The organism is Methylosinus sp. shoA (genome assembly GCF_059718125.1).
The window spans coordinates 1,010,750-1,034,872 of the sequence record NZ_AP046091.1 but is presented as its reverse complement, the minus strand read 5'-3'; the positions used below and the strand labels follow the sequence as shown (position 1 = coordinate 1,034,872).

Below are 24,123 nucleotides of genomic sequence, written 5' to 3'. Positions count from 1 at the left end.
ACCCTCTCCCGCGAGCGGGAGAGGGAAACAGAGACGGCCGTTCCTTGGCACGGCGGCCGCTAAAAGAAACGGAGACCGCCACAATGTATCACCGTCGCGCGAAGCGCAGGTTCAACCGCACGCACGAGCATCGCAAGGCGATGTTCATCAATCTCGCTCAGGCGCTCATCAAGCATGAGCAGATCGTCACTACCCTGCCCAAGGCCAAGGATCTGCGGCCCGTGGTCGAGAAGCTGGTGACGCTCGGCAAGCGTGGCGATCTGCATGCGCGCCGCCAGGCCGTCGCCCGCCTGCGCGATCCCGACCTCGTCAAGAAGCTCTTCGACGTGCTGGGCCCGCGCTACAAGGAGCGCAACGGCGGCTACACACGCGTCCTGAAGGCGGGCTTCCGTTATGGCGACAACGCCCCCCTCGCCGTCATCGAATTCGTCGACCGCGATGTCGACGCCAAGGGCCAGGATTCCGGACCTGTGCAGACGCAGGAAGAGGCGGCCTGAGGCCGTTTCCTCCGCGACGAGGATTTCAGGGGCGGCCCGAGGGAGGCCGCCCCTTTTTCATTCGCGCTCGTCGCGCTTCCTGCGACATGGCCTTCCCGCGCCGAATCGTCGATAGTCGCAGCGAGGGGCGAGAGCGGGAAATGACGCCGAGCTATTACGAATTCTTCGCCGGCGGCGGCATGGTCCGCGCCGGATTGGGATCGGGCTGGCGATGCCTCTTCGCCAATGATTTCGACGCGCGCAAATGCGCGAGCTATCGCGCCAATTGGGGCGCGGGCGAGCTCGTCGAGGGCGATGTGCGCACGGTGGAGGCGTCGCAGCTCCCCGGACGGGCTGATCTCGTCTGGGCTTCCTTTCCTTGCCAGGATCTCTCGCTCGCCGGCGTCGGCGCGGGCCTCGGGGGCGCCCGCTCAGGCGCCTTCTGGCCGTTCTGGCGCCTCGTTTCGGCGCTGCGCGCCGAAGGGCGCCATCCGCCGCTGCTCACGTTGGAAAATGTCTGCGGCGCGCTCACCTCGCATGGCGGGCGCGACTTCGCCGCCATTGGCGCCGCTCTGGCCGAGCAGGGCTATCGCTTCGGCGCGCTGGTCGTCGACGCGGCGCTGTTCGTGCCGCAGTCGCGGCCGCGGCTGTTCATCGTGGCCGCACGCGCCGATCTGCCGCTCGCGCCCTCGCTGCTCGCGGACGAGCCTTCGCCACTCTGGCGAACGCGCGCGCTCGACACGGCTTTCGACCGCCTGCCCGACAGCCTGCGTTCACAATGGCTGTGGTGGCGGCTGCCGCCGCCGCCCGCGCGCAATGTCGCGCTCGCCGACCTTCTCGACGACGAACCCGATGGCGTCGCCTGGCGCGACGCCGGCGAAACGCGCGCGCTCCTCGATATGATGAGCGTCGTCAATCGCGCCAAGGTCGAGGCGGCGAAAGCCTCCGGCCGCAGAATCGTGGGAACGGCCTATCGGCGCACACGCTACGGCGCCGGCGGGGAGAAGATCCAGCGGGCCGAGGCGCGCTTCGACGATGTCGCCGGCTGCCTGCGCACGCCGGCCGGCGGCTCCAGCCGGCAGATCATTCTCGTGGTCGAGCGCGGACGGTTGCGCTCGCGGCTGATCTCTGCGCGCGAAACGGCGCGGCTGATGGGGCTGCCGGAGCATTATGCGCTGCCGTCCAGCTATGCCGACGCCTATCATCTCACCGGCGACGGCGTTGTCGTCGGCGTGGTGCGCCATCTCGCTGCGCATCTCTTCGAGCCGGCGCTCGCGGCGATTCGCCCGCGGCGCGCGGCGTGACGTCGGCGCTTCTGTCGTTGCACTCGAAACGCGACATGCCGCTCGCCGGCGCGCTCGAACGGCAGAGCGGCTTCGATCGCCTCGCAGAACGAATGGCGCCGACACGGCCGTGACCTCGACGAGGAGACATCCCCGGGTCTCGCTCGGCTATTGCGCGCGACGTCCAGTCGCATGCGAAAGCGCTTCGCTTTCATTGACGACGTCTCACCCCCGTTCCTATCCTATAGCCGACATGGTGCGCGCAGCTCGGCGGCCGGACTCGCAACGGCGCGCCCGAATGCGCCTCTCCGTGAAAACCGAAATGCTTTCTCGTCCGCAAGGAATGCACGTGCCCTTTTCGCGCGCCCCTCGCTCGATCGAAAACCCGGAAGCCTCGGCTCCCCGCGAGGAGCAGGCGATCGCCGCGAGCGAAGCGCGCGAGATGCGCGGCGCGATCTTCCGGTTCGCCGTGGCCGGGTTCGGGCGGCTCTCGACGTTCTTTACGAGGCCGCCGATGGTCGAACGCGTCGAGGTCGAGGACGGCGTCGTCTGCGTCTCGCGCTATGTCGCCGAAAGGCTCGTGGATCGGCGCAGGATCAGAGCCGAGGGCCTCAGCGTCGATCGCCATGTCGACATGGCCGGGCAATGCGCGCGCGTCGATCTCGTCGGCGCCGACCGCATCGTGCAGATCGCCGGCCACGCCACGCCGAGCGAGCGCGACAGCATCATCGAGAGCTTGATCGCCGCGTTGCGCGGCGAAGGCGCAACCGTCGAGGTGCGCACGATCAACGGCCGGACGCGCGGGACGACGGATGTGTCGCGGCGACGCGGGAGCGCGGCGCTGCGGCGATCGTCGCCCTCGCCGCGGGGGCCGTGCAGGCGGGGGTGATGCCGCGATGGCCGCAACATTCGAGTGATGCGACGCAGGCGCCTTTGGACGCGCCCGCTTTCGTCTCACCCAGTCCCGCTCGGGCGGCTTTTGCTCGGCGCCGCCTATCCCTCGAGACCCAACGCCGCGCGCACTTTGGCGGAATGGCCGTAGAGGTCGCCGCGCAAATGCAGGCGCCCGCCCGCATCCACGTAAGCGGTGAAATATTCGATATGGATCGGCAGCGGACGCGCGAGATTGATATAGCGCTCCGATTCGCCGACGAGCTTCTTGACGCGCTCCTCGCGCCAGCCGCTCGCCGGGCCCAGCACCGCCTCCGCGAGGCGGAAGGGCTGGTCGACGCGCACGCAGCCATGACTGAAGGCGCGATGCGCGGCGGCGAACAGGCCGCGGCTCGGCGTGTCGTGCAGATAGACGGAGAAATCGTTCGGGAACATGAATTTGATGCGCCCGAGCGCATTGCCCTCGCCCGGCCGCTGGCGCACGCGCGCCTGACCGTTGCGATAGACCACCTCATAGCCGCGCGCGGCGATCGCCTGCAGATCGCCGCCGAATTTCGGCAGCATCTCCTTCGCGAGGATCGACGGCGGCACGTTCCAATAGGGATTGACGATGATGAACTGCATCGCGTCGGAGAACACCGGCGTCGGCGTATCCTCCTTGCCGACGATGACGCGGGCGCGATGCGTCACCTCGCCGTCGCGGATCACCGAGAGCTCGAAATCCGGGATATTGACCTCGATGCGATCATCGCCCAGATCGCGCGGCAGCCAGCGCCAGCGCTCCATATTGGCGATGATCTCCGCGCGCACACGGGCTCCGCGCGCAGCCGCCGGCGCGTCGCGCCGCTTGCGCGGCGTGTCGTCGCGCGCCACCGAGCGCGATTCGGCATAGCGCGTCGGCGCCTCGGGCGCGCGTGCGCTACGCAGCTCGGCGAGCTTCTCCTTCAGCGCCCGATAACCGGCGTGCGGCGGATTATAATCTTCGAGCGCGTCGCCGGCGCGCGCGCCGGCGACGGACGCCGCGGCGAGAACGGCGCCGGGCTCAGGCAGGGACGGACGCGCCCCGATGAGACGGGAGAGACGTCGCGGATCGATGCGTCCGCCGGCGGCCTGGGTCGCATAGGCGACGACGGCTTCCGATAGCGAGAGATCGGCCGCATCGGACGGCGCCGCGCCGAGATCGGGAATCGGAAAGGCGCGCAGATCGAGGCCGTCCTCGCCGGCGCGGCGCAGGCGCTCGACGGCCGCCGAGGCCTCCGCCCGCCACTGCGCGCCCTCGCGCCACAGCGGCCGATAGCGGCGCGCCGCATAGAACGCGGCGATGGCCCGGCGTCGCGCGGCCCGCTCGCCGCCGGCGCGACCCGCCCATGCGTCGAGCGCTTCGGCGAAGGCGCGCGCTTCGTCGGTCAGCAGAGCGGCGGCGACGTCGAATTGCGAATCATCCGGGAACGCGGCGGCGCCTGCAGCCAGGACGGCCAGAAGCGGCGAGTCGGCGAGATCGATTGCGAACGGTCCCGGCTGCGCCGGCGCGGGGCGGCGCTCGATGACGATCTGCCGGACGAGCGGCGGCTCGGCGAGCCAAACGCGAAACGGCGCGCGCGACGCCGCGGACGAGATCGACGCGAACGAGCAAGCGATTACGACGAGGAACGCCTTTGCGGACGCTCCCGCGATGACGTCGCGGGTCACCATGGTCTTGCCTCACGCCTACTGAACGACGACCCACCGGCGGCTTCTCGTCGTTCTCGAAAGAGAACGGCGCCCGCGATACGGCAATCGAGGTTACGGAATAGAATAGGGTTAACGCAGAACCAGGGGAACGAACAGTGTATTTCGCCTCTCGGCGAAGCCGCGCTCATTATCGGCCGCGCCGCGGCGATGTCGACGCGTACGAGACCTTAAGCGGTCGGCGACTCGGGATGACGCGCCGCCCAACCCGCGACTTTTTGTAGCACGGTCGAACGGGGAGAAATCAGGTCGATAATTCAAGCATCTGCGCGGCGGTGCGCCATTGTGACGCGCGCCGGCTCGATTGTCTGCGAAATAATAAACGCACAATCTATTGCTCGACGCGTACGTATCTAAAGAAGAGACGGCGCGTTTAACAATAAATTCTGAGACAGAGAGGGGAAACGTCATGCACAGCTCCGCCGAACTCGCCAAAGCTATTGCCGGCATCATCGCCGCCTTCGCCTTCTTCATTGTCGTGATCCATCAAATCACGAGATTGCTCGGCTGAAACGTCCGCTCGACCTCATGCGAGGGGTCCCGGCGCGCCGAGCGCGCGGCCGGGACTTTTTGCGCGGGGTCAGATCACATAAATGCGGTCCGGCAGCTCCTCCTCCCCGCCGGGCGGCACATGCCGCGCGAGCAGTCGCGCGCATTCCCCGATCGCGGCGACGAAGCCGTCGGCGACGCGCCCCCTGCGGACTTCGGCGAGCAGGAGGTCGAGCGCGCAGCGCCATTGCTCGTCGGAGATGAGCGCGGCGATCCCTTCGTCGGCGACGACCCGCGCATAGCGTTCGCCGAGCGAGACGAAAATCAGCACGCCGGTTCTGCCCTTCGTGCCCGCGACGCCGCGGGTGAAGAACTGCTCGATCGCAGCGCGATGGGCGCGCGCCCGTTTGACGACGCGCGGCGTCGCCGCGAGCCGCACGGGCGGATAGGAGAGCGCCATGGCGACCAGCACGAAAATCAGCGCCTGGATGACGAGAATGGTGCGGATGTCGAGCGCGGTGAAGATCACCAGCGGCCAGGGCGCGACGAGAGCGAGCAGCGCGGCCCAGAGCGGCGGCACATAGAGATAGTCGGAGGAACGCCGCGCCAGCACGCAGACGATCTCTCCGGCCGTCTTCTGCTCGGCCGCGTGAATCGCCGCCGATATGCGCGCCCGATCCTCGTCTGAAATCGGCATCACCAATCCCCCGATGCGCCGCCGCCGCCGGACGATCCGCCCCCGCCCGAGAAGCCGCCATCGCCGCCCCAAGAGCTTCCCGAGCCCCAGGACGAGCCGCCGGACCAGGAGTCGTTCGAGGGCGGCAGATAGACGATCGGCCCTCGCCCGCCGCGATAGGCGCGCCGGCCGCCGCGGGCGTTGGAGAGCATGGACAGGAACACGAACAGGAACAGCGCGACCATGATGAGCGGGACGATGTCGTCGAAAGCGTCCTCGCCTTCGGCGCGCAGCTTCACGCGTTTCTGCCATTCGGCGGCGTCGCCGCTCAGAACTTCGATGATCGCGTCGACGCCGCGCTCGACGCCGGCGCCGTAATCTCCCGCCTTGAACTTCGGCGTCACCGCCGTCGCGATGATCACCTTGGAGAGCGCGTCCGTCAGCGTGCCCTCGAGCCCATAGCCGACCTCTATGCGCATCTTGCGCTCGGTGGGCGCGATCAGGAACAGCACGCCGTTGTTCTTCTTCGCCTCGCCGAGCTTCCAGAAGCGAAACAGCCCGTTGGCGTAGCTCTCGATATCCGTCCCCTGCAGCGACGGCGCGGTGGCGACGACGAGCTGAATGCCGGACTTGTCCTCGAGCTCGCGCGATTTCGTCTCGACTGCGAGCTTCGCCTGCTGCGGCAGAATATGCGCGTCGTCGACGACGCGCCCGGTGAGCGCGGGGAAGGACAGAGCGGCGAAGGCGAGGACGGGCAGCAGCAAGACGAGAGCCAGCGCGGCCGAGCCGCGCGGCGCCAGTCTGATCATGAGCGGTTTCGCCGGCAAATTCGCTCCCCGCGGAGGCGTGCGTTCAGAACGTCACCTCTGGCGCTTTCTCGGCGCCGGCGGCGGCGGTGAACTCCGGCAGCGGCTTGGTTCCGGCGAAGAAGGTCTTGGCCCAGAGCAGGGTCGGGAAGGTGCGCAGCGACGTGTTGAATTCCCGCGCGGACTCGATGTAGTCGCGACGCGCCACATTGATGCGGTTTTCGGTGCCTTCGAGCTGCGACTGCAGGGCGAGGAAATTGGCGTTGGACTTCAGGTCCGGATAGGCCTCGCTGACGGCGAGCAGCCGTCCGAGCGCGCCGGAGAGCTGCGCCTGCGCCTCCTGGAACTGTTTGACCTTTTCGGGATCGGTGAGCTGGGACGGGTCCAGCGTGACCTGCGTCGCCTTGGCGCGCGCCTCGGTGACCGAGGTCAGCACATCCTTCTCCTGCTTGGCGTAGCCTTTGACGGTGGCGACGAGATTGGGAATGAGGTCGGCGCGGCGCTGATATTGCGCCTCGACCGCGGCCCATTTGGCCTTGGCCTCCTCCTCCAGCGTCGGGATCGTGTTGTAGCCGCAGCCCGACAGCGGGACCGCGAGCGAGAGAACGGCGAAGAGGAACAGCCAGCGGGAGGGAATGCGCATCGTCGAAATTCTCCGGTCCGGCGCCGTGGCCGCCTCGTCCGGCGGGACGCCTGACGAAACTTAGGCGCGCGCTGCGACGATGGGAAGGGCGGCGAACGCTTTCTGCGGTGTCCGGATCGCGCGGCGCCGCACGAGGGCGCGCCGACGACGAAGGCCCGCCGTCATCGCATCATGCGGAAGCGCAGGATGCGGTTCTCGCCGACGTCGTAGAATTGCAGGCGTCTGACGCCGGCGCGCTCGGCCGCCGCCGGCCAGAAGACGCGCGCCGCCGGATTGTCGCGATGAAACGACAATTCCCACCAGCCGGGCCGCGCGCGAAAGGCGAGCGCGGCGGCGCAGGCGCCGCAGCCGCGGCGGCGGAACGCGGGCAGCACATAGAATTCGGCGACCGAGGAATCGACCGCATAGCCGGAGATCGACACGGCGTTCACCAGAGCGAAGCCCGCGAGCGCGCCGCAGGCTTCGATTAGATAGGGGCTGCGCCGCTCCTCGCGCCAATAGGAATCGAGGAAGGGATAGTCCGGCTCGCCATAGCCCCAGGGGCCGAGCTCCTCGAGATAGTCCCGCAGCAGCGCGGCGAGCTTCGGCTTCTCCTCGAGCGGCGCGACCCGCAGCGTCACGTCCATGTCCATCGTCTTCGCCCGTCACGGCGCCGGATTGCTGTGGAGCTGATGAATCTCGTCAATGCGCGCTTCGATTTCCGGCGTGATCGTCACATCGAGCGAATCGAGATCCTCCGCGAGCTGCGCGAGCGTCGTCGCCCCGATGATGTTGGAGGTGACGAAAGGCCGCGAGGTGACGAAGGCGAGCGCGAGCCCGGCGGGCGAGACGCCGACCTCCTTCGCCAAGGCGAGATAGGCGTCGATCGCCTGCGCGGCGCCCGGCTTCTCGTAGCGCTGGCCGCGCTCGAAGAGCGTCGTGCGCGCGCCGGGCGGCCGCGCGCCGTTCTGATATTTGCCGGTGAGATAGCCCTGCGCCAGCGGCGAATAGGCGAGCAGGCCCACCTGCTCGCGCTGCGCGAATTCGGCGAGGTCGATCTCGAAAGTGCGGTTGAGCAGATTGTAGGCGTTCTGGATCGAAACCACGCGCGGCCCGGCCCCGAGCTCGCTCGCGCGCAGAAAGCGCGCGACGCCCCAGGCGGTCTCGTTGGAGAGCGCGACATGGCGGACCTTTCCCGCCTTCACCAGCTCGTCCAGCGCCTCCAGCGTCTCCTCGATCGGGATTTCCGGCAACGCCGGCGGCTCCTTGTAGATCGTGCCGCCGGCGCCGAACAAAGGCAGCGGGCGGTCCGGCCAGTGCAGCTGATAGAGATCGACATGATCGGTCTGCAGCCGCGTCAAGGATTGGTCGATCGCATAGCGGATATTGGCGCGGTCGAGCCGCGCGCCCTCGCCGTTCGGCCGCAAATAGGAGCTCTGGCTGCGCCCCGACACCTTGGTGGCGAGAATCACTTTGTCGCGGTTCCTGCGCGCCGCGAGCCAGGTTCCGATGATGCGCTCGGTCGACCCTTGCGTCTCCGCGCGCGGCGGGATCGAATAGATTTCCGCCGTGTCGATGAAATTGACGCCGTGGTCGAGCGCGTAATCGAGCTGCGCATGGCCGTCGGCTTCGGTATTCTGCTCGCCGAAGGTCATCGTGCCGAGCATGATCGCCGAGACGCGAAGATCGGTCCGGCCCAAACGTCGATATTCCATCATTCTCCCAACTCCGCCCGCTCCGAGCCGCCTATACGATTTCCGCGGGCGCTTTTTGGCAAGGGCGATTTTGAAGCTGGGACGATTGCCGCCCGCCCCGATGACATTCGACGACCGCCATTGCGCGTTGCTCGTTCTCTCGCGGCCGCGAGATCGGCGCCGGTTTCATCAATCGCTACGTGTCCGATCCTGCCCGTAAAGCGCAAGAAGCTGCAGGCGATCGCAAAATCCTTCCCCGACTTGTCCCTTCCCCTCGACAAGCGCCTGCTTGCGCGAGCCGACGCAGACACTAAACTTTATGTCCAAACTTACTTCAATGGAGGCTGAGCCGTGAGCGAACTGCCGCGCGACCCCACCGCAACCACACGGCATGTGCTGCCGAGACTTCGCATGTCGACGTCCCGATGTCTCCCGTGCAGCCCCCAAGCCGGCCGCTCCGGCCGTGCAACAGCCCACTTCGTCCGCCCTGACGACGAGCCCGGCTGTCGCCAAAAGGCTCGACGAAAAAGGATAAGAGTGTCCTGCGCGATCCCCGACTTGTTTCGTCCCTGCGTCCTTATAACGGCGCCCAGACCCGCCATTGCCTTCCCTGTCGCAATCGACTATCGCCGGGCGCCGCCAAGCGAAGGGAGCCCCCGCTCATGCCGATCGACGCCGCCGATGACATGAAGAGACGCGCGGCCGCCGCGGCGCTTTGCGCCGTCGCGCCGCGAATGCGCCTCGGACTCGGCACGGGCTCCACCGCCGCCCATTTCGTCGCCCTGCTCGGCGAGCGCGTGCGCGAGGGGCTCGACGTCCTCTGCGTGCCCACGTCCGAGCGTACGCGCGCGCAGGCGGAGGCGCTCGCCATTCCGCTCGCCACGCTCGACGAGGCGCCCGAGCTCGACCTCGCCGTCGACGGCGCCGATGAATTCGACGCCGCTCTCCGCCTGATCAAGGGCGCCGGCGGCGCGCTGCTGCGAGAAAAAATCGTCGCGGCGGCCTCGCGCCGCTTCATCGTCGTCGCCGACGAATCGAAGCGCGTGCAAAGGCTCGGCGCCTTTCCTCTGCCGGTCGAGATCGACGCCTTCGGCGCGCGCGCCACGCGCGGCCATGTCGAGCGCGCCGCCGCCGCGCTCGGGCTCTCGGGCGAGGTCCGTGTCAGATCGCGCCCCGACGGCCATGTTTTCGTCACCGACGGGGGGCATCTCGTGCTCGACTGCGCTTTCGGCGCCATTCCCGATCCCGAGGCTCTGGCCGACCGCCTCGCCGCTATTCCCGGCGTCGTCGAGCACGGGCTGTTCATCGGGCTCGCGACGGCCGTGATCGTCGCCGGCCGCGACGGCGTGGAGACGCTGGGCCGGCTCGACTGACGCCGGCGCGGACTTTTTCGTTTTTTCATCGACAGGGAGACGGCAGACGTGATTTGGCGCGCGGCTTTTCTCGGAATCGTTCTCCTCGCGGCGCCTTTCGCGCATTCCGCCGAGCGGCGCCCGGGCGCCGCCCCCGCCGCCGCGGCCGCGCCGCCCGTCGCCTCCTCCGCTTCGCCGCCGGCCGCTGGCCCGGCGCAGATCGCGCTCGCGCGCGCGGTCGTGATCGATTCCGGCATCGCCTCGTCTTTTCAGCTCATCATTCCGCAATATCTCGAGCAGATCGCCTTGTCGGTGACGCGCACGAGGCCGGAGCTCGTCGCCGACCTCAATATCGCGCTCGCCACGATCCGGCCGGAGTTCGACAAGAAGGTCGACGAGATGATCGACAGCGCCGCGCAGCTCTATGCGCAGAGGCTGACGCTGAAGGAGCTCGAGGACGTCTCGGCCTTCTTCAAGAGCCCGTCGGGCCGCAGATACGTGGGCATGCAGCCCTTTCTGATGAACGACATGTTCGTCGCCATGCAGGCGTGGTCGCAGAAGATTTCCGTCGACATGATGTCGCGCCTGCGCGAAGAGATGCGCAAGAAGGGCCACGAGCTCTAGGCGTCCGAGGCCGGGCTCGCCCTTTCGGGAAAGACTCGGCCGGGGCCGAGCGGGATTCGACATGACGCAACATGATTATGATCTCGTCGTGCTGGGGGCAGGCTCCGGGGGCGTGCGCGCGGCGCGCATCGCCGCCGGCCACGGCGCCAAGGTCGCGATCGCCGAGGAGTTCCGCATCGGCGGGACTTGCGTGATCCGCGGCTGCGTGCCGAAGAAGCTCTATGTGATGGCGAGCCGCTTCCACGATGATTTCGAGGATGCGGCGGGCTTCGGCTGGACGGTCGGCGCGGCGACATTCGACTGGAAGGCGCTCGTTTCCGCCAAGGAGGCGGAGATTACGCGTCTCTCCGGGCTCTATGCGCAAAATCTCGAAAAATCCGGCGTCGAGATCATCCGCCAGAGGGGCGTCGTCGCGGGTCCGAACGCGGTCGCCTTCGCCGACGGACGCCGCGTCTCGACGCGCTACATTCTGGTCGCGACGGGCGGCGCGCCGACACTGCGTCCGCAGATTCCGGGGATCGAGCTTGCGATCTCCTCCAACGAGATTTTCGATCTCGCCGAATTTCCCGAGCGCCTGCTCGTCGTCGGCGGCGGCTATATCGGCGTCGAATTCGCGAGCGTGTTCGTGCGGCTCGGCGCGAGGACGCATCTTTCGCTGCGCGCCGATCTGCCGCTGCGCGGCTTCGACGAGGATTTGCGCCGTCTTCTTCGCGACGCGCTCGCGGCGGCCGGAGTCGACATTCGCGCCGGCGCGCTGCCGACCCGCATAGAGAAGACGACCGGCGGCCTCGCCGTCGCCTTGCAGGACGACAGCCGGCTCGAGGTCGACGCCGTGCTGGTCGCGACCGGCCGGGCGCCGCTGGCGCGAGGACTGGGCCTCGAGCCGGCCGGCGTCGCGCTGAAGGAGAATGGCGCGATCATCGTCGACGCTCATTCCCGCAGCAGCGTTCCCTCCATCTATGCGGTCGGCGACGTCACCGACCGGCTCAATCTGACGCCGGTGGCCATTCGCGAGGGTCACGCTTTCGCCGACACCGTATTCGGCGGGCTCGATGTCGCGGTCGACCATGCCCTCGTGCCGACGGCTGTCTTCACGACGCCGGAGATCGGCGCGGTCGGCCTCACCGAGGCGCAGGCGAGCGCGCAGGCGAAGCACCTGCTCGTCTTCGAGACGAGCTTTCGGCCGATGCGCGCGACGCTGTCGAAGCGCGCCGAGAAAGCGTTCATGAAAATTCTGGTCGACGGCGAGAGCGACAGCGTGCTGGGCGTGCATATTCTCGGGCCCGAGGCCGGCGAGATGGCGCAGCTCCTCGCGATCTCGCTGCGGCTCGGCGCGCGCAAGGCCGACTTCGACCGGACCATGGCGCTGCACCCGACTCTCGCCGAGGAACTGGTGACGATGCGCTCGCCCTCGCGCATCGTCGAGCGCTGACCCTCAGACATATTGCAGCAGCGCGTCGAGATCGAAGCTCGAGCGCCGGCCGAGATCGTCGGCGCTTCGCTCGAGAAAGAGCTCGGCCCGGCGCCGGCCCTCCTCGCGCAGCATCGACAGAAACTCCCATTCGGCGATCAGCTTGGAGGAGGCGCTGAGTTCCGCCGCCATGTCGGTCGCGATGGCGTGGATGCGCATCTCGGCCCACAGCGCGCCTTCGCTATGGCCGGGATCGGCGACCCGTCGCAGCAGCGCGATCATGCGCAATTCCTTCAGCAGCGGCGAATTGAAGGCGATCTCGTTGAGGCGATTGGAGATGTCGATCGCCGAGCGCGGCGCGCCCCGGCGCTCGATCGGATTGATCTGAATGAGGATCGTGTCCTTCGAGACGCATTCGCGCACGAGCGGCGTGATGGTCGGATTGCCGGCGTAGCCGCCATCCCAATAGGCTTCGCCGTCGATCTCCACCGCCTGGAACAAAGTCGGCAGGCAGGCGGAGGCGAGCAGCGCTTCGGCGGTGAGATCGGCGTTGCGGAAGACCCGCGCATGACCGGTCGCCACATTGGTGGCCGTGACGAAGAGCTTTATCGGCGCTCGCGCGAGGCGCTCGAAATCGATCGTCTCGCGCAATATGTCGCGCAGCGGATTGGCGTCGCCCGGGCCGAGATCATAGGGCGAGAAAAAGCGCGAGGCGACGTCCATCGCGAGAAAAGCCGGAGAATTGTCGAGCGTCCAGCGGCCGAGCAGAACGTCGAGCGGGCTGCGCTGCAAGGGGCTGAAGCGCGCCGCCTCGGCGACGCGGCGCCAGAAGCGCTCCATTGCGGCGCGCGCGCCCTCGACGCCGCCCGCGCAATAGCCGTCGATGAGGGCGGCGGCGTTCATCGCTCCGGCCGACGTGCCGGAGACGCCGTCGATCCCGAGCCAGGGCTCCTCGATGAGGCGCTCGAGCGCGCCCCAGGTGAAAGCCCCATGCGCGCCGCCGCCCTGCAGCGCCAGATCGACGAGAAGCGTTTCGCGAGTCATTCCTGCAAACCGATTCGAATGGCGATCGATCGAGACAGATAGAGCGCCGAAGCCCGAGGGCGACCGGCCGGGACGAGGATGAAGCTTCCGCTCGAGCCGGCCTCGTGGTTCCGGCGAAGAGCCTGCTCGCGCGCCATCCTCCGCTCGAAGCGCGCTTCGGTCGCGGCGCGACGCGCATGCGGTTGCAGGATCGGCCGAGCTCGTTTAGCATGAACATCGCGTCGACCCTCGACGGACGACGACGAAATCGAAGGGGGGAGAGGAATGGCCGACCATCACAAGGCCGCGTCCGGCGACGAATTCGCCGAGCACGAGGCCACCTACAAGGGCTTTCTGAAACTGTTGAAAATTTCCACCGGCGCCACCGTCGCCGCTCTGGCGCTCCTCTATTTCTTCCTGGCGCGCTGAGCGCTCGGAACTCTTCGACAGCCTCGAGACAAACGCCGACCCGCAAGGCGCGCTCGCCCGAATGTGATCGGACGAGGGCATGCGCCTGCGAACAAGGAGTTTCGTCATGCGCATTGCTGTTCCCGCCGAGTCCGACACGAATGAGACGCGCGTCGCTGCGACGCCGGAGACCGTAAAGAAATACAAGAGCCTGGGCGCCGAGGTCGTGGTCCAGTCCGGAGCCGGCGCCGCTTCCGGCTTCGCCGACGCCGATTACGCCGCAGCCGGCGCGGCCATCGCCGAGAGCGCCGCCGGCGCCGTCGACAATGCGGAGATCGTGCTGCGCGTGCGCCGGCCCTCCGCCGCGGAGATCGCCGGCGCCGCCAGAGGCGCCGCCGTCATCTCCATCGCCGATCCCTTCGGACATGAAAAAGAGCTCCAGGGGCTCGCGGCGTCGGGGGTCGCCGCCTTCGCGATGGAGTTCATGCCGCGCATCACCCGGGCCCAGGCGATGGACGTCCTGTCCTCCCAGGCCAATATCGCCGGCTACCGCGCGGTCATAGACGCGGCGGCCGAATATGGCCGGGCCATTCCGATGATGATGACGGCGGCGGGAACCGTTCCCGCCGCCAAAATTTTTGTGATGGGCGTCGGCGTCGCCGGACTGCAGGCGATCGCCACCGCAAAGCGGCTCGGCGCCATCGTCTCGGCGACCGACGTGCGTCCGGCGACGAAGGAGCAGGTCGAGTCGCTCGGCGCGAAATTCATCGCCGTCGAGAACGACGAGTTCCGCCAGGCCGAGACCGCGGGCGGCTACGCCAAGGAGATGTCGCCCGAATATCAGGCGGCGCAGGCCGAGCTGGTCGCGGCGCATATCGCCAAGCAGGACATCGTCGTCACCACCGCGCTCATTCCCGGCCGGCCGGCGCCGCGGCTCATATCGGCGGCGATGGCGCGCTCCATGCGGGCGGGCTCGGTCGTCATCGATCTCGCGGCCGAGCGCGGCGGCAATTGCGAATTGACCAGGCCCGGCGAAACCGTGATCGACTCCGGGGTCAAGATCGTCGGCGCCGTCAATCTGGCGGGACGTCTGCCCGCCACGGCCTCGAGCCTCTACGCCAAGAACCTGCTCGCCTTCGTCGAGACGCTGATCTCCAAGGAGACCGGGACGCTCGCGATCGACTGGCAGGACGAGCTGGTGAAGGCGACGGCGCTCACCCGCGACGGCGCCGTCATCGATCCGCGCTTCGCGCCCGAGGCGTGAGCGCCGCCGTTCGACAGACGGCGCTCTAGAGCGCTTTCCGCTCGAACGGAATCGTTCGAGCGATCAGAATTCGCTCCAGACGAAAGAGGCTGGAGCCGTTTTCGATCCGATCGGAAACGGCTCCGGTTCAGCGAGAAGAAAGGGCGTTTTGACATGGCAAGCGACACGACGCAGCAATTGCTCGATTCGGCCCGTCAGGCGGCGGAGGCGACGCGCCATCTGGCCGAGCAGGCGCAGACCTATTCCGATCAGCTCGCGCAAGTGGCCGCGGCGGCTTCGTCGCACGGTCTCGCCGGCGCCATCGATCCGGTGGTGTTCCGGCTGGCGATCTTCGCTCTCGCGGTGTTCGTCGGCTATTATGTCGTCTGGTCGGTGACGCCGGCGCTGCATACGCCGCTGATGTCGGTGACCAACGCCATCTCCTCGGTGATCGTCGTCGGCGCGCTGCTCTCGGTTGGCGTCGACACGGCGGCCGACGCCACGGGCGGCTCCTCGGTCGCGCGCTGGTTCGGCTTCATCGCGCTCGCCCTCGTCAGCGTCAACATCTTCGGCGGCTTCCTCGTCACCGAGCGAATGCTGGCGATGTACAAGAAGAAAGGCTGAGAGAGATGAGCGCCAATCTCGCTGTCCTTCTCTATCTCGCCGCCGGAATATTGTTCATTCTGGCGTTGCGGGGCCTCTCCTCGCCGGCGACGTCTCGCCAGGGCAATCTCTACGGCATGATCGGCATGGGCGTCGCCGTGGCGACCACTCTGCTGTTGCGCCTGCCGACGTTCGGAGCGCTGATCCTCATCGTGATCGGCGCCGGGGCGGGCGGCGGCGTCGGCGCCTATGTGGCGAAGCATGTCGAAATGACGAAGATGCCGCAGCTCGTGGCCTTCTTCCATTCGCTCGTCGGCCTCGCCGCCGTTCTCGTCGCCGGCAGCGCCTTCTATGCGCCGCAGGCCTTCGGCATCGGCCTTCCGGGACATATCGAGGGCGGGAGCCTGTTCGAAATGTCGCTCGGCGCGGCGATCGGCGCCATCACCTTCACCGGCTCGGTGATCGCTTTTTTGAAGCTCGACGAGCGCATGACCGGCAAGCCGATCCTGCTGCCCGAGCGTCACACGATCAACATATTGCTCGGCGTCGCGCTGATCGGCTTCATCGTCCTGTTCGCGACGACGGAGAGCGGCTTCTGGCTGTTCCTCATCATCCTCGTCTCGCTGGCGCTCGGCGTGACGCTGATCATTCCGATCGGCGGCGCCGACATGCCGGTGGTGGTGTCGATGCTGAACTCCTATTCGGGATGGGCGGCGGCCGGCATCGGCTTCACTCTGGGCAATCTCGCGCTGATCATCACCGGCGCGCTGGTCGGCTCGTCCGGCGCGATCCTCTCCTACATCATGTGCAAGGGGATGAATCGCTCCTTCGTCTCGGTCATTCTCGGCGGCTTCGGCGGCGAGACGGCGGCGGCCGCGGGCGCGGTGGAAAAACGCCCCGTGAAGCAGGGCTCGGCGGAGGACGCGGCCTATATCATGCAGAACGCCGGAAAAGTGATCGTCGTGCCGGGCTACGGCATGGCGGTGGCGCAGGCGCAGCACGCTCTGCGCGAGATGGCCGATCTCCTGAAGAAGGAAGGCGTCGAGATCAAATACGCCATTCATCCGGTCGCGGGACGCATGCCCGGCCATATGAATGTTCTGCTCGCCGAAGCCAATGTTCCCTATGATGAGGTCTTCGAGCTCGAGGACATCAATTCGGAATTCGGCCAGGCCGACGTCGCCTTCGTCATCGGCGCCAATGACGTGACCAATCCCGCCGCCAAGACCGATCCGCAATCGCCGATCTATGGAATGCCGATCCTCGATGTCGAGAAGGCGAAGACGGTGCTGTTCCTGAAGCGCGGCATGGGCTCGGGATACGCCGGGGTGGAGAACGAGCTGTTCTTCCGCCCGAACACGATGATGCTGTTCGGCGACGCCAAGAAGACTGTCGAATCGATCGTCAAGGCGTTGGCGCATTAGATCGGGGCGATCGGGTCGGGGCATTCCGCCCTCTCGCGACTCGGACGGCGAGCCGCCGTGTTCGATGGCTGTGGAGCGGCTCGGCCCATGATAGAGCCGCCGACCCGGGCTCGCCCAGTCGGGTCGGCCGACGCTTATCCTTTTTTGTCGAGCCTTTGGACGCCAGCCGGGCTCATCGTCAGGGCGCGGGAAGTGGGCCGTCGCAGGTGAATTTTCGAAGGGTCTCCCTGCTCGGCGCAGTCCGGGGCTCTCAGCCGCACGGCGGTTCTCCCGTTTCTCAGTCTCAGAGCCCGAGCGCCCGCTCGGAGGGGACGAAAGGCAGGCCGTGCGCCGCGGCGACCGCGGCGTTGACGACCTCGCCCTGAAATAGATTGAGCCCGGCGCGCAGACATGGGTCTTTGCGCAATGCGCCGAGCCCTTGGTCCGCCAAGGCCAGCACATGCGGCAGCGTCGCGCTGGCGAGCGCGAAGGTCGCGGTGCGCGGCACGGCGCCCGGCATATTGGCGACGCAGTAATGCATAATGCCGTCGACGACGAAGGTCGGATCGGAATGCGTAGTCGGATGCGAGGTCTCGCAGCAGCCGCCCTGGTCGATCGCCACATCGACGATGACCGCGCCCGGCTTCATGCCGGCGAGCATGTCGCGCGTCAGCAGCTTCGGCGCCGCCGCGCCCGGCAGCAGCGCCGCGCCGACGACGAGATCGGCGCGCCTTGCGAGCTCGCCGATCGCCATCGGCGTCGAGAAGATCGTTTTCGCGGCGGCGCCGAAGCGCGCCTGGAGGCGGCGCAGCGGTTCGCCCGAGCGGTCGGCGACGGTGACGCTCGCGCCCATTCCGAGCGCGATCATCGCCGCCTGCGTCCCGACGATCCCGGCGCCGAGCACGAGAACTTCGGCCGGCGGCACGCCCGGCGCGCCGGCGAGCAGCACGCCGCGTCCGCCCATGGGTTTCTCCAGGCAACGGGCGCCCGCCTGCGGCGCGAGCCGCCCGGCGATCTCCGACATGGGCGCGAGCAGCGGCAGGCCGCCGAAGGGCGAGGTCACCGTCTCGTAAGCGACGCAGACCGCGCCAGAGCGCAGGAGGTCGAGCGTCAGTTCCCGATCGGCGGCGAGATGCAGATAGGTGAAGAGAATTCGACCGGGGCGCAGCCGCGCGCGTTCCTGCGGCTGCGGCTCCTTCACTTTGACGATGAGATCGGCCGTTTCGAAAATCTCGGCCGCGCTTTCGGCCAGTCGCGCGCCCGCCGCCTCATAGGCCGCATCGGGAAGCCCCGCGCCTTCGCCGGAGCCGCGCTCGACGAGAACGACATGGCCATGCCGTCTCAGCTCGGAGACGCCGGCGGGCGTCAGCGCGACGCGGAATTCATTGTCCTTGATTTCCTTGGGCGCGCCGACGCGCATCGTGAGCTCCGATCATTGCCGCGGCGTGAAGCGATCGAGAATGGCGATCACCTCTTCGTCGTCGATCTGACGAAAATCGGCATAGAAGAATCCGATTGCGCCGAAATCGCGATAATGTTCGAGGCAGACGATCTCGTCGGCCTCCTCGCGCAACGCCTCGAGCGCCTCGGTCGGCGCGACCGGCACGGCGAGGATCAGCTGTTTCGGCCGCAGCGCCCGCACGGCGCGTAGCGCGGCGCGCGTGGTGGCGCCGGTGGCGACGCCGTCGTCGACGACGATCGCCAGTTTTCCCATGACGGCGGGACGCGTGCGGCCGCCGAGATAGAGCTTGCGGCGGCGCTCGATCTCGGCCCGCTCGCGCGCGCAGATCGAATCGAAGACGGATGGGCTCACGTCCGCGAGCGCGATCACATCCTCGTTGCGCACGACGATGGGCGCGCCGCCGTCGGCGACCGCGCCCATGGCGAGCTCGGGTTGATAGGGCACGCCGATCTTGCGCACCAGGACGAGATCGAGCGGCGCGTTCAATCGCTCGGCGATTTCGGCGGCGACCGGCGCGCCGCCGCGCGGCAGAGCGAACGCCACCGCCTCCTCGCCCCGATGGCTGGAGAGCGCATCCGCAAGGCGGCGTCCGGCGTCGGCTCGGTCACGAAACGGCATGGCGGCAAGTCCTCCCGCGACGCCCTCGATATAAGCGCTGTGCGCGCCTTTGCGAGGCGCGGGAGCTCATGACGGCGCGCGCTCGCCGAGCGGCCTCACGGCGCTCGCCTGCGGTCCGTCGTCGGCCTCCTCCTCGCGATAGGCGACGCGATCGCCGAGATCGAGACGGTCGAAGCCCTCGCCTTCCACGCTGTTGCGATGGAAGTAGAGCTCGCGCCCATCCGCGCCTTCGAGGAAGCCATAGCCGTCCTCGCGCATCAGCCGCCGCACCACGCCCGCGGCGGGTTCGGCATGCGGCTTGACCCGTCCCTCCATGCGCCGGACCTGATCCTGCAGGCGCCGCCGCGCGCGCTTGAACGCGTCGTCGAGCGCGAAGTCGAAATCCTGGAAGCGCTCGTCCTCCGGCGGCGTGCGCTCGACCACCGCCTCGCGTCCGTCGGGCAGAGCGAGGCGGATGTTCACTTCATAGAGTCCGCCGGTGCGATGGCGCCCGCCCGGCGCCTTCACCACCACGCGGCAAGCGGTGACGCGGCCGAAGCGCGTCTCCAGCTGGTCGATGTGGCGTCCGATGCGCGAGCGCGCGCGCGGCGTCGCCTCCATCCCCTGAAAGTCGATTTCCGGCGTCGTCTGCATAGCGAAGCCTCCGCGATCGAGGTTCGGCAAAAAACCGGCGTCGTTCCGGGAACGGCGCAATAGATAGATAGGGCGGGCGAGGGGCGCCTCGCAGCGGCGCGCCGCCGCTGCGACACCGCGAGCGAAAGGGTCCGCCATGACGACGCTGGTTCGCAGATCGGAGGTCGCCGTCGGCTCGCGCCGGCTGGGCGGCGCCTTGGAAATTCCCGACAACCCGATCGGCCTCGTGCTGTTCGCGCACGGCAGCGGCTCGTCGCGCTACAGCCCGCGCAACGCCTATGTGGCCGAAGCGTTGCTGGCGCGCGGCTTCGCGACGCTGCTGATGGATCTGCTCACGCGCAACGAGGCGCGCGACCGGCGCAATGTGTTCGATATTCCACTGCTCGCAGGGCGCGTCGTCGAGGCGATCGATTGGGTCGCGGCCGAGCCTGCGCTCGCGAAGCTGCCGATCGGCCTCTTCGGCGCCAGCACGGGCGCGGCCGCGGCGCTCGTCGCGGCCGCGCGGCGCCAGGACGCGATCGGCGCCGTCGTCTCCCGGGGCGGGCGCCCCGATCTCGCCGGCGAGGAACTCGCGCGCGTCGGCGCGCCGACGCTGCTGATCGTCGGCGCTCTCGATTACGAAGTGTTAGAGCTGAATCGACAATCGCAGGGGCTCTTGCCGGACTCCCGGCTCGACGTCGTGCCGGGGGCGACGCATTTGTTCGAGGAGCCCGGGACGCTGGAGCGCGTCGTCGAGCTGGCGGCCGATTGGTTCGCGGCGAAACTGCCGCGACGCGGCGAGGGCTGAAGCATGACGACGCTGGCCGTGACGCAGCCGTTCCTGCGCCGATTGTTCGAGCGTCTGGATTTCGCGCCGCAGCCGGCCGGCGCCGAGTCGAAGCGCATGCTCGCGCAATGGCGCGCGATGCGGCGCGGCGTCGCGCCGCCGCTCGCCGAGATGATTTCGGCGCTGCGCGGCGGCTTCGCGTTCCGCAGATTGGAGGGCGAGCGCGACTATGAGCTGCTGCGCGACGAAGAGGCCCTGGCGCCGCTCCTTCCGCTGCAGAAGGGCGCGCGTCTCGGCGCGAGCGCGCAGAGGCGCGCGGCCGTGCGTCTGCGCCGCCTCTTCGATGAAGTCTTGCGCGTCGGCGAGCCGGCGCTCGTCGAGTTCACGCTCGTCGAGAATGGTCATGACGTCGCCGGCGTCGAACTGCTCGCCGCGCCCTTGGCGCTCGCCGACGGCGCGCTCGGCGCGGTCGCCGGCGCGCTCTCCGTCGACCGTTTCGACACGCCGGCGCCGGCGCGGCCGGCGCGCGTTCGCGCGGAACAGGGTCTCGCGCTGTTCGCGCTCGGCTCGAGCGCCGGGCTCGGCGAGACTCTCGCGCGCGAAATGGGCATCGAGCTCGCGCCGCATGAAGAGCGGATCTTCGAGGACGGCGAGCGCAAGATCCGGCCGCTCGCCTCCGTGCGCGGCCGCAGCGTCTATGTCCTTTCGAGCCTTCACGGCGAGCCGAGCGAGAGCGGCGCCGACAAGCTGCTGCGCCTCCTCTTCTTCATCGGCGCCTTGCGCGACGCCGGCGCGGCGAAGGTCACGGGCGTCACGCCCTATCTCTGCTATGCGCGCAAGGACCGCAGGACAAAACCGCTCGATCCGGTGGCGACGCGCACGGTCGCGCAATTGTTCGAGGCCGTCGGAACCGACGCGATCGTCGCCATGGACGCGCATAATGTCGCGGCTTTCGAGAACGCTTTCCGCATCGAGGCCGTGGCGCTCGACGCTCGAGCCTTGTTCGCGCGGCATTTCGTTCAGCGCATCGGCGATGCGCCGGCCGCCGTCGTCTCGCCCGATCTCGGCGGCGAGAAGCGCGCGGAGCTGTTTCGACAGCGTCTCGAGGCCATGCTCGGGCGGCCCGTCGCCAAAGGCTTCATGGACAAGCATCGCAGCATGGGCGCGGTGACGGGCGAGATTTTCGCCGGCGACGTCGCGGGGCGAACGGTCGTCATTCTCGACGATCTCGTCAGCAGCGGCGGCACCATGGCGCGCACCGCCGCCGCCTGTCGCGCCAATGGCGCCGTGCGCGTCTTTCTCGCCGCGACGCACGGCCTCTTCGCGCGCGGCGGCGAAATGCTCCGCGACGCGGATTTCGACGAGATCGCCGTCACCGATTCCGTTCCGCCGCGAGCGGACGCCGCCGCCGCTCTCGGCGCGCGGCTCGTCGTTCTCGGCGTCGCCCCGCTTCTGGCGCGGGCGATCGAGCGGCTGCACGGCGGCGGCTCGATCGATGATCTTCTGGAGCAAGGCCCATGACCCGCGCCGACGCGCTTTTCATCGATCTCTACGAGATCGCCATGCTGCGCGCCTATTTCGAGCTCGGCATGGCGGAGCGGCCGGCGAGTTTCAGCCTGTTCGTGCGCCGACTGCCGCCGTCGCGCAATTTCCTGCTCGCCTGCGGCCTCGCCGATCTCCTGCGCGACATCGCCGCCTTCCGCTACGAGGACGCGCAGCTTCGCTATCTCGCCTCGATCGGCTTCCCGCATGATTTTCTCAATTTCCTCGCGCGACTGCGTTTTGCCGGCGACATTCGCGCCGTGCCCGAGGGCACGCCGGTTTTCGCCGAGGAGCCGATCGTCGAGGTGACGGCGCCGATCGCGCAGGCGCAGGCGCTGGAGACTTTGATCATCAATCGCATCGGCCTGCAGACTCTGCTCGCCTCCAAGGCGGCGCGCATGGTCGCGGCGGCGCGCGGCCGGGCGGTCGTCGATTTCGGCGCCAGGCGCGCGCAGGGTTTCGACGCGGCGATCGACGGCGCGCGCGCCTTCTATATCGCCGGCGTCGCGGCGACCTCGCTGCTCGCCGCCGGCCGCGCGCACGACATTCCCGTCGCCGGCACGATGGCGCATAGTTTCGTCGAAGCCTGCGCGTCCCAGCAGGAGGCTTTCGCCGCCTACGCCCGATTGTTTCCCGCGACGACTCTACTCGTGGATACGTACGACACGCTCTCCGGCGTGCGCGACGTGATCGCCCTTTCGCGCGAGATGGGCGAAGATTTCGACGTGCGCGCGGTCCGGCTCGATTCGGGCGATCTCGATTCCCTGTCGCGTGAGGCGCGCCGGCTGCTCGACGCGGCCGGCCTCGCACATGTGCGCATCGTCGCGAGCGGCGGCCTGGACGAAGCGCGCATCGAGCGGCTGACGGCGACCGGTGCGCCGATCGACATGTTCGGCGTCGGCACGGAAATGTCCGTGTCGGGCGACGCGCCCTCGCTCGACATCGCCTATAAGCTCGTGGAGTTCGAAGGACAGGGACGCATGAAGCTGTCGCCGGGCAAGCGCAGCCTGCCCGGACGCAAGCAGGTGTTCCGCGGCTTTCGCGATGGCGTCGCCGCTTTCGACGTGATCGCCCGCGACGGCGAAGCGTCGAGCGGCGTCGCTCTGCTGCGCGACGTGATGCGCGCCGGCGAGCCGCTGGAGCCGGCGCCCGGCCTCGAGCAGATCCGCGCCCATGCGCGCGAGGCGATCGCCTCTCTCCCCGCCTGCTGCCGCGCGCTCGCGCCGTCTTCGCCCTATCCGGTGATGATCGGCGCAGGGCTCGCGCGCTACGAGCGGGAGGTGATGTCGCAACTCGCCGCGATGTCTCGGCCGATCGCCGCGATGTGTTCTTCGGCGAGCCGCAGATAGCGGGCGGCGAGCGGCTCCCATTTCTCTGGCTGGCGCGGATGCGGATCGGAGAGATGCGCGAGCGCGAGCCGCGCGCGCAGCGCCGCGCGGCAGGCGCCATAGAGCGAGACGAGCGCCGGCGGCGGCGCGTCGCCGAGCAGCGCCGCAGTCGCCGCTATGAGGCGCGGGCCGAAATCCGGCGCGCCGAGCAGCGCGCATTCCATGTCGAGAAAGGCGAGCTCGTCGAAGGGATCGACCTGGCGCAAGTCGTAGTTGAACTCGAGACAGTCGAATATGGCGATGGGATCGCTGAAGCAGATGTGCTCCGGACGCAGATCGCCATGCCCGTCGACGACGCATCCCGCGCGCACGCGCTCTTCGAGCGCGGGCGTGAACGATGCGAGCAGCGATTCGAGGCGGTCGAGAAGAGCGACCACGCTCGCGTCCGCGAGCGCGCCCGAAGGCTCGCATCGCCGCGCCAGCAGACGCCGCGTTTCCTCGTGCTCGCGGAAGAAGCGCGCGACATAATCCGCGGGCGTCATCGTCGTGCGTTCGGCGCGAGCGTAAAATCTCGCCAGCGTCTGCGCGAGCGCGTCGATTTTTTGCGCGTCGAGCTTCCCGTCGGCGATGAGCCGGTCGAGCATGAGCTCCGCCGGCAGCCGCCGCATCTCGACGAGCCAGTCGGCGACGGCGCCGCCGCCGCGCAGCGACAATTCTCCCGCAGGCGAGAGCGTCAGCGGAACGACGTCGAGATAGACGCTCGGCGCCAAGCGGCGGTCGAGGCGCAGCTCCTCGCGGCAATCGGCCTCGCGCGCGGCGACAGTGGAGAAATCGAGGAAGGCGAAGCGCACGGGCTTCTTGAGTTTGTAGACGCGGTCTCCCGCGAGGAACACATAGGACATATGTGTCTCCACGACGTCCACGCGCGCGGGCGCCGGCGCATAGGCGGAAGGCTCCGCGAGCCGCCGGACCTTCGCGGCGGTCGCGAGGTCGGCAGGCTCCGCTCTGTTCTGGTTCGAGGCCATGATGTCGCAAGAACACG

24 protein-coding genes are annotated in these 24,123 nt (G+C 68.3%); 13 read left to right on the top strand and 11 right to left on the bottom strand.

The genetic code is table 11. The features are described from left to right. Positions 1-83: 83 nt before the first annotated feature. The 3 genes from rplQ (at position 84) to AC6IW9_RS04815 (ending at position 2,648) form a co-directional block, all read left to right on the top strand. Positions 84-497: a 50S ribosomal protein L17 gene (gene rplQ / locus AC6IW9_RS04825; protein WP_497769653.1), complete on the top strand. Its 414-nt coding sequence runs from the start codon at positions 84-86 to the stop codon at positions 495-497. Positions 498-637: 140 nt separating this feature from the next. Next, positions 638-1,780, top strand: a complete 1,143-nt coding sequence (locus AC6IW9_RS04820; RefSeq protein ID WP_497769650.1) for a DNA cytosine methyltransferase — start codon at positions 638-640, stop codon at positions 1,778-1,780. Positions 1,781-2,108: 328 nt separating this feature from the next. Beyond that, positions 2,109-2,648 carry a hypothetical protein gene (locus tag AC6IW9_RS04815; protein WP_497769647.1) on the top strand — a complete coding sequence of 180 codons (540 nt, stop codon included), beginning with the start codon at positions 2,109-2,111 and terminating at the stop codon, positions 2,646-2,648. Positions 2,649-2,752: 104 nt separating this feature from the next. On the opposite strand, the gene AC6IW9_RS04810 is transcribed toward AC6IW9_RS04815, so the two are convergent. The 6 genes from AC6IW9_RS04810 to AC6IW9_RS04785 all read right to left on the bottom strand — a co-directional run bounded on the left by AC6IW9_RS04810 (position 2,753) and on the right by AC6IW9_RS04785 (position 8,686). Next, complete coding sequence (locus AC6IW9_RS04810; protein ID WP_497769645.1) at positions 2,753-4,342, bottom strand: L,D-transpeptidase family protein; 1,590 nt, start codon at positions 4,340-4,342, stop codon at positions 2,753-2,755. Between the two features lie 616 nt (positions 4,343-4,958). Then, entirely contained in the window at positions 4,959-5,564 is a 606-nt protein-coding gene (locus AC6IW9_RS04805) for a TPM domain-containing protein (RefSeq protein WP_497769642.1), read from the bottom strand. After that, complete coding sequence (locus AC6IW9_RS04800; protein ID WP_497769639.1) at positions 5,564-6,352, bottom strand: TPM domain-containing protein; 789 nt, start codon at positions 6,350-6,352, stop codon at positions 5,564-5,566. The genes AC6IW9_RS04805 and AC6IW9_RS04800 overlap by 1 nt, the downstream gene beginning before the upstream one ends. A 43-nt stretch (positions 6,353-6,395) precedes the next feature. Beyond that, complete coding sequence (locus AC6IW9_RS04795; RefSeq protein ID WP_497769636.1) at positions 6,396-6,992, bottom strand: LemA family protein; 597 nt, start codon at positions 6,990-6,992, stop codon at positions 6,396-6,398. A 161-nt stretch (positions 6,993-7,153) separates the two neighbouring features. Next, complete coding sequence (locus AC6IW9_RS04790; RefSeq protein ID WP_497769633.1) at positions 7,154-7,624, bottom strand: GNAT family N-acetyltransferase; 471 nt, start codon at positions 7,622-7,624, stop codon at positions 7,154-7,156. A 12-nt stretch (positions 7,625-7,636) separates the two neighbouring features. Beyond that, entirely contained in the window at positions 7,637-8,686 is a 1,050-nt protein-coding gene (locus AC6IW9_RS04785) for an NADP(H)-dependent aldo-keto reductase (RefSeq protein ID WP_497772444.1), read from the bottom strand. A 641-nt stretch (positions 8,687-9,327) separates the two neighbouring features. Here AC6IW9_RS04785 and rpiA point away from each other — a divergent pair. The 3 genes from rpiA (at position 9,328) to gorA (ending at position 12,073) form a co-directional block, all read left to right on the top strand. Beyond that, positions 9,328-10,038: a ribose-5-phosphate isomerase RpiA gene (gene rpiA / locus AC6IW9_RS04780; RefSeq protein ID WP_497769630.1), complete on the top strand. Its 711-nt coding sequence runs from the start codon at positions 9,328-9,330 to the stop codon at positions 10,036-10,038. 48 nt (positions 10,039-10,086) lie between these two features. Further along, the gene (locus AC6IW9_RS04775) at positions 10,087-10,641 is read left to right on the top strand and encodes a DUF2059 domain-containing protein (RefSeq protein WP_497769627.1); all 555 of its coding nucleotides are present in this window, start codon (positions 10,087-10,089) and stop codon (positions 10,639-10,641) included. 61 nt (positions 10,642-10,702) lie between these two features. After that, entirely contained in the window at positions 10,703-12,073 is a 1,371-nt protein-coding gene (gorA, locus tag AC6IW9_RS04770; RefSeq protein ID WP_497769625.1) for a glutathione-disulfide reductase, read from the top strand. A gap of 3 nt (positions 12,074-12,076) precedes the next feature. Here the strand turns inward: gorA and AC6IW9_RS04765 are convergent, their stop codons facing one another. Continuing rightward, positions 12,077-13,096, bottom strand: coding sequence for a patatin-like phospholipase family protein (locus AC6IW9_RS04765; protein WP_497769622.1), 1,020 nt, complete (start codon positions 13,094-13,096; stop codon positions 12,077-12,079). A gap of 264 nt (positions 13,097-13,360) precedes the next feature. On the opposite strand from AC6IW9_RS04765, the gene AC6IW9_RS04760 reads away from it, so the two are divergent. The 4 genes from AC6IW9_RS04760 (at position 13,361) to AC6IW9_RS04745 (ending at position 16,753) form a co-directional block, all read left to right on the top strand. After that, positions 13,361-13,504 (top strand): aa3-type cytochrome c oxidase subunit IV, encoded by a 144-nt coding sequence (locus AC6IW9_RS04760; protein ID WP_497769619.1) that lies wholly within the window; start codon positions 13,361-13,363, stop codon positions 13,502-13,504. A gap of 106 nt (positions 13,505-13,610) precedes the next feature. Beyond that, a complete protein-coding gene (locus tag AC6IW9_RS04755) occupies positions 13,611-14,747 on the top strand; it encodes a Re/Si-specific NAD(P)(+) transhydrogenase subunit alpha (protein ID WP_497769617.1) in 1,137 nt (378 codons plus the stop codon). A 153-nt stretch (positions 14,748-14,900) separates the two neighbouring features. Next, the gene (locus AC6IW9_RS04750) at positions 14,901-15,350 is read left to right on the top strand and encodes an NAD(P) transhydrogenase subunit alpha part 2 (RefSeq protein ID WP_497769615.1); all 450 of its coding nucleotides are present in this window, start codon (positions 14,901-14,903) and stop codon (positions 15,348-15,350) included. A gap of 5 nt (positions 15,351-15,355) precedes the next feature. Beyond that, the gene (locus AC6IW9_RS04745) at positions 15,356-16,753 is read left to right on the top strand and encodes an NAD(P)(+) transhydrogenase (Re/Si-specific) subunit beta (RefSeq protein WP_497769612.1); all 1,398 of its coding nucleotides are present in this window, start codon (positions 15,356-15,358) and stop codon (positions 16,751-16,753) included. A 283-nt stretch (positions 16,754-17,036) separates the two neighbouring features. Here the strand turns inward: AC6IW9_RS04745 and ald are convergent, their stop codons facing one another. The 3 genes from ald to AC6IW9_RS04730 all read right to left on the bottom strand — a co-directional run bounded on the left by ald (position 17,037) and on the right by AC6IW9_RS04730 (position 19,445). After that, positions 17,037-18,152 carry an alanine dehydrogenase gene (gene ald / locus AC6IW9_RS04740; protein WP_497769609.1) on the bottom strand — a complete coding sequence of 372 codons (1,116 nt, stop codon included), beginning with the start codon at positions 18,150-18,152 and terminating at the stop codon, positions 17,037-17,039. Between the two features lie 12 nt (positions 18,153-18,164). Next, positions 18,165-18,812 carry a phosphoribosyltransferase gene (locus AC6IW9_RS04735; protein ID WP_497769605.1) on the bottom strand — a complete coding sequence of 216 codons (648 nt, stop codon included), beginning with the start codon at positions 18,810-18,812 and terminating at the stop codon, positions 18,165-18,167. Between the two features lie 66 nt (positions 18,813-18,878). Further along, complete coding sequence (locus tag AC6IW9_RS04730; RefSeq protein ID WP_497769603.1) at positions 18,879-19,445, bottom strand: cold shock domain-containing protein; 567 nt, start codon at positions 19,443-19,445, stop codon at positions 18,879-18,881. A 136-nt stretch (positions 19,446-19,581) separates the two neighbouring features. On the opposite strand from AC6IW9_RS04730, the gene AC6IW9_RS04725 reads away from it, so the two are divergent. Genes AC6IW9_RS04725 through AC6IW9_RS04715 form a run of 3 tightly spaced genes read left to right on the top strand, consistent with a single transcriptional unit; the run spans position 19,582 to position 23,102 of the window. After that, on the top strand, positions 19,582-20,232 hold the full coding sequence (locus AC6IW9_RS04725; protein WP_497769600.1) for a dienelactone hydrolase family protein: 651 nt from the start codon (positions 19,582-19,584) through the stop codon (positions 20,230-20,232). Positions 20,233-20,235: 3 nt separating this feature from the next. Beyond that, positions 20,236-21,732 (top strand): ribose-phosphate diphosphokinase, encoded by a 1,497-nt coding sequence (locus tag AC6IW9_RS04720; protein WP_497769597.1) that lies wholly within the window; start codon positions 20,236-20,238, stop codon positions 21,730-21,732. Further along, the gene (locus tag AC6IW9_RS04715; RefSeq protein ID WP_497769594.1) at positions 21,729-23,102 is read left to right on the top strand and encodes a nicotinate phosphoribosyltransferase; all 1,374 of its coding nucleotides are present in this window, start codon (positions 21,729-21,731) and stop codon (positions 23,100-23,102) included. The genes AC6IW9_RS04720 and AC6IW9_RS04715 overlap by 4 nt, the downstream gene beginning before the upstream one ends. Here AC6IW9_RS04715 and AC6IW9_RS04710 read toward each other — a convergent pair. Next, entirely contained in the window at positions 23,021-24,106 is a 1,086-nt protein-coding gene (locus AC6IW9_RS04710; RefSeq protein ID WP_497769589.1) for a hypothetical protein, read from the bottom strand. The two genes, AC6IW9_RS04715 and AC6IW9_RS04710, sit on opposite strands and share 82 nt — an antisense overlap. Positions 24,107-24,123: the final 17 nt, after the last annotated feature.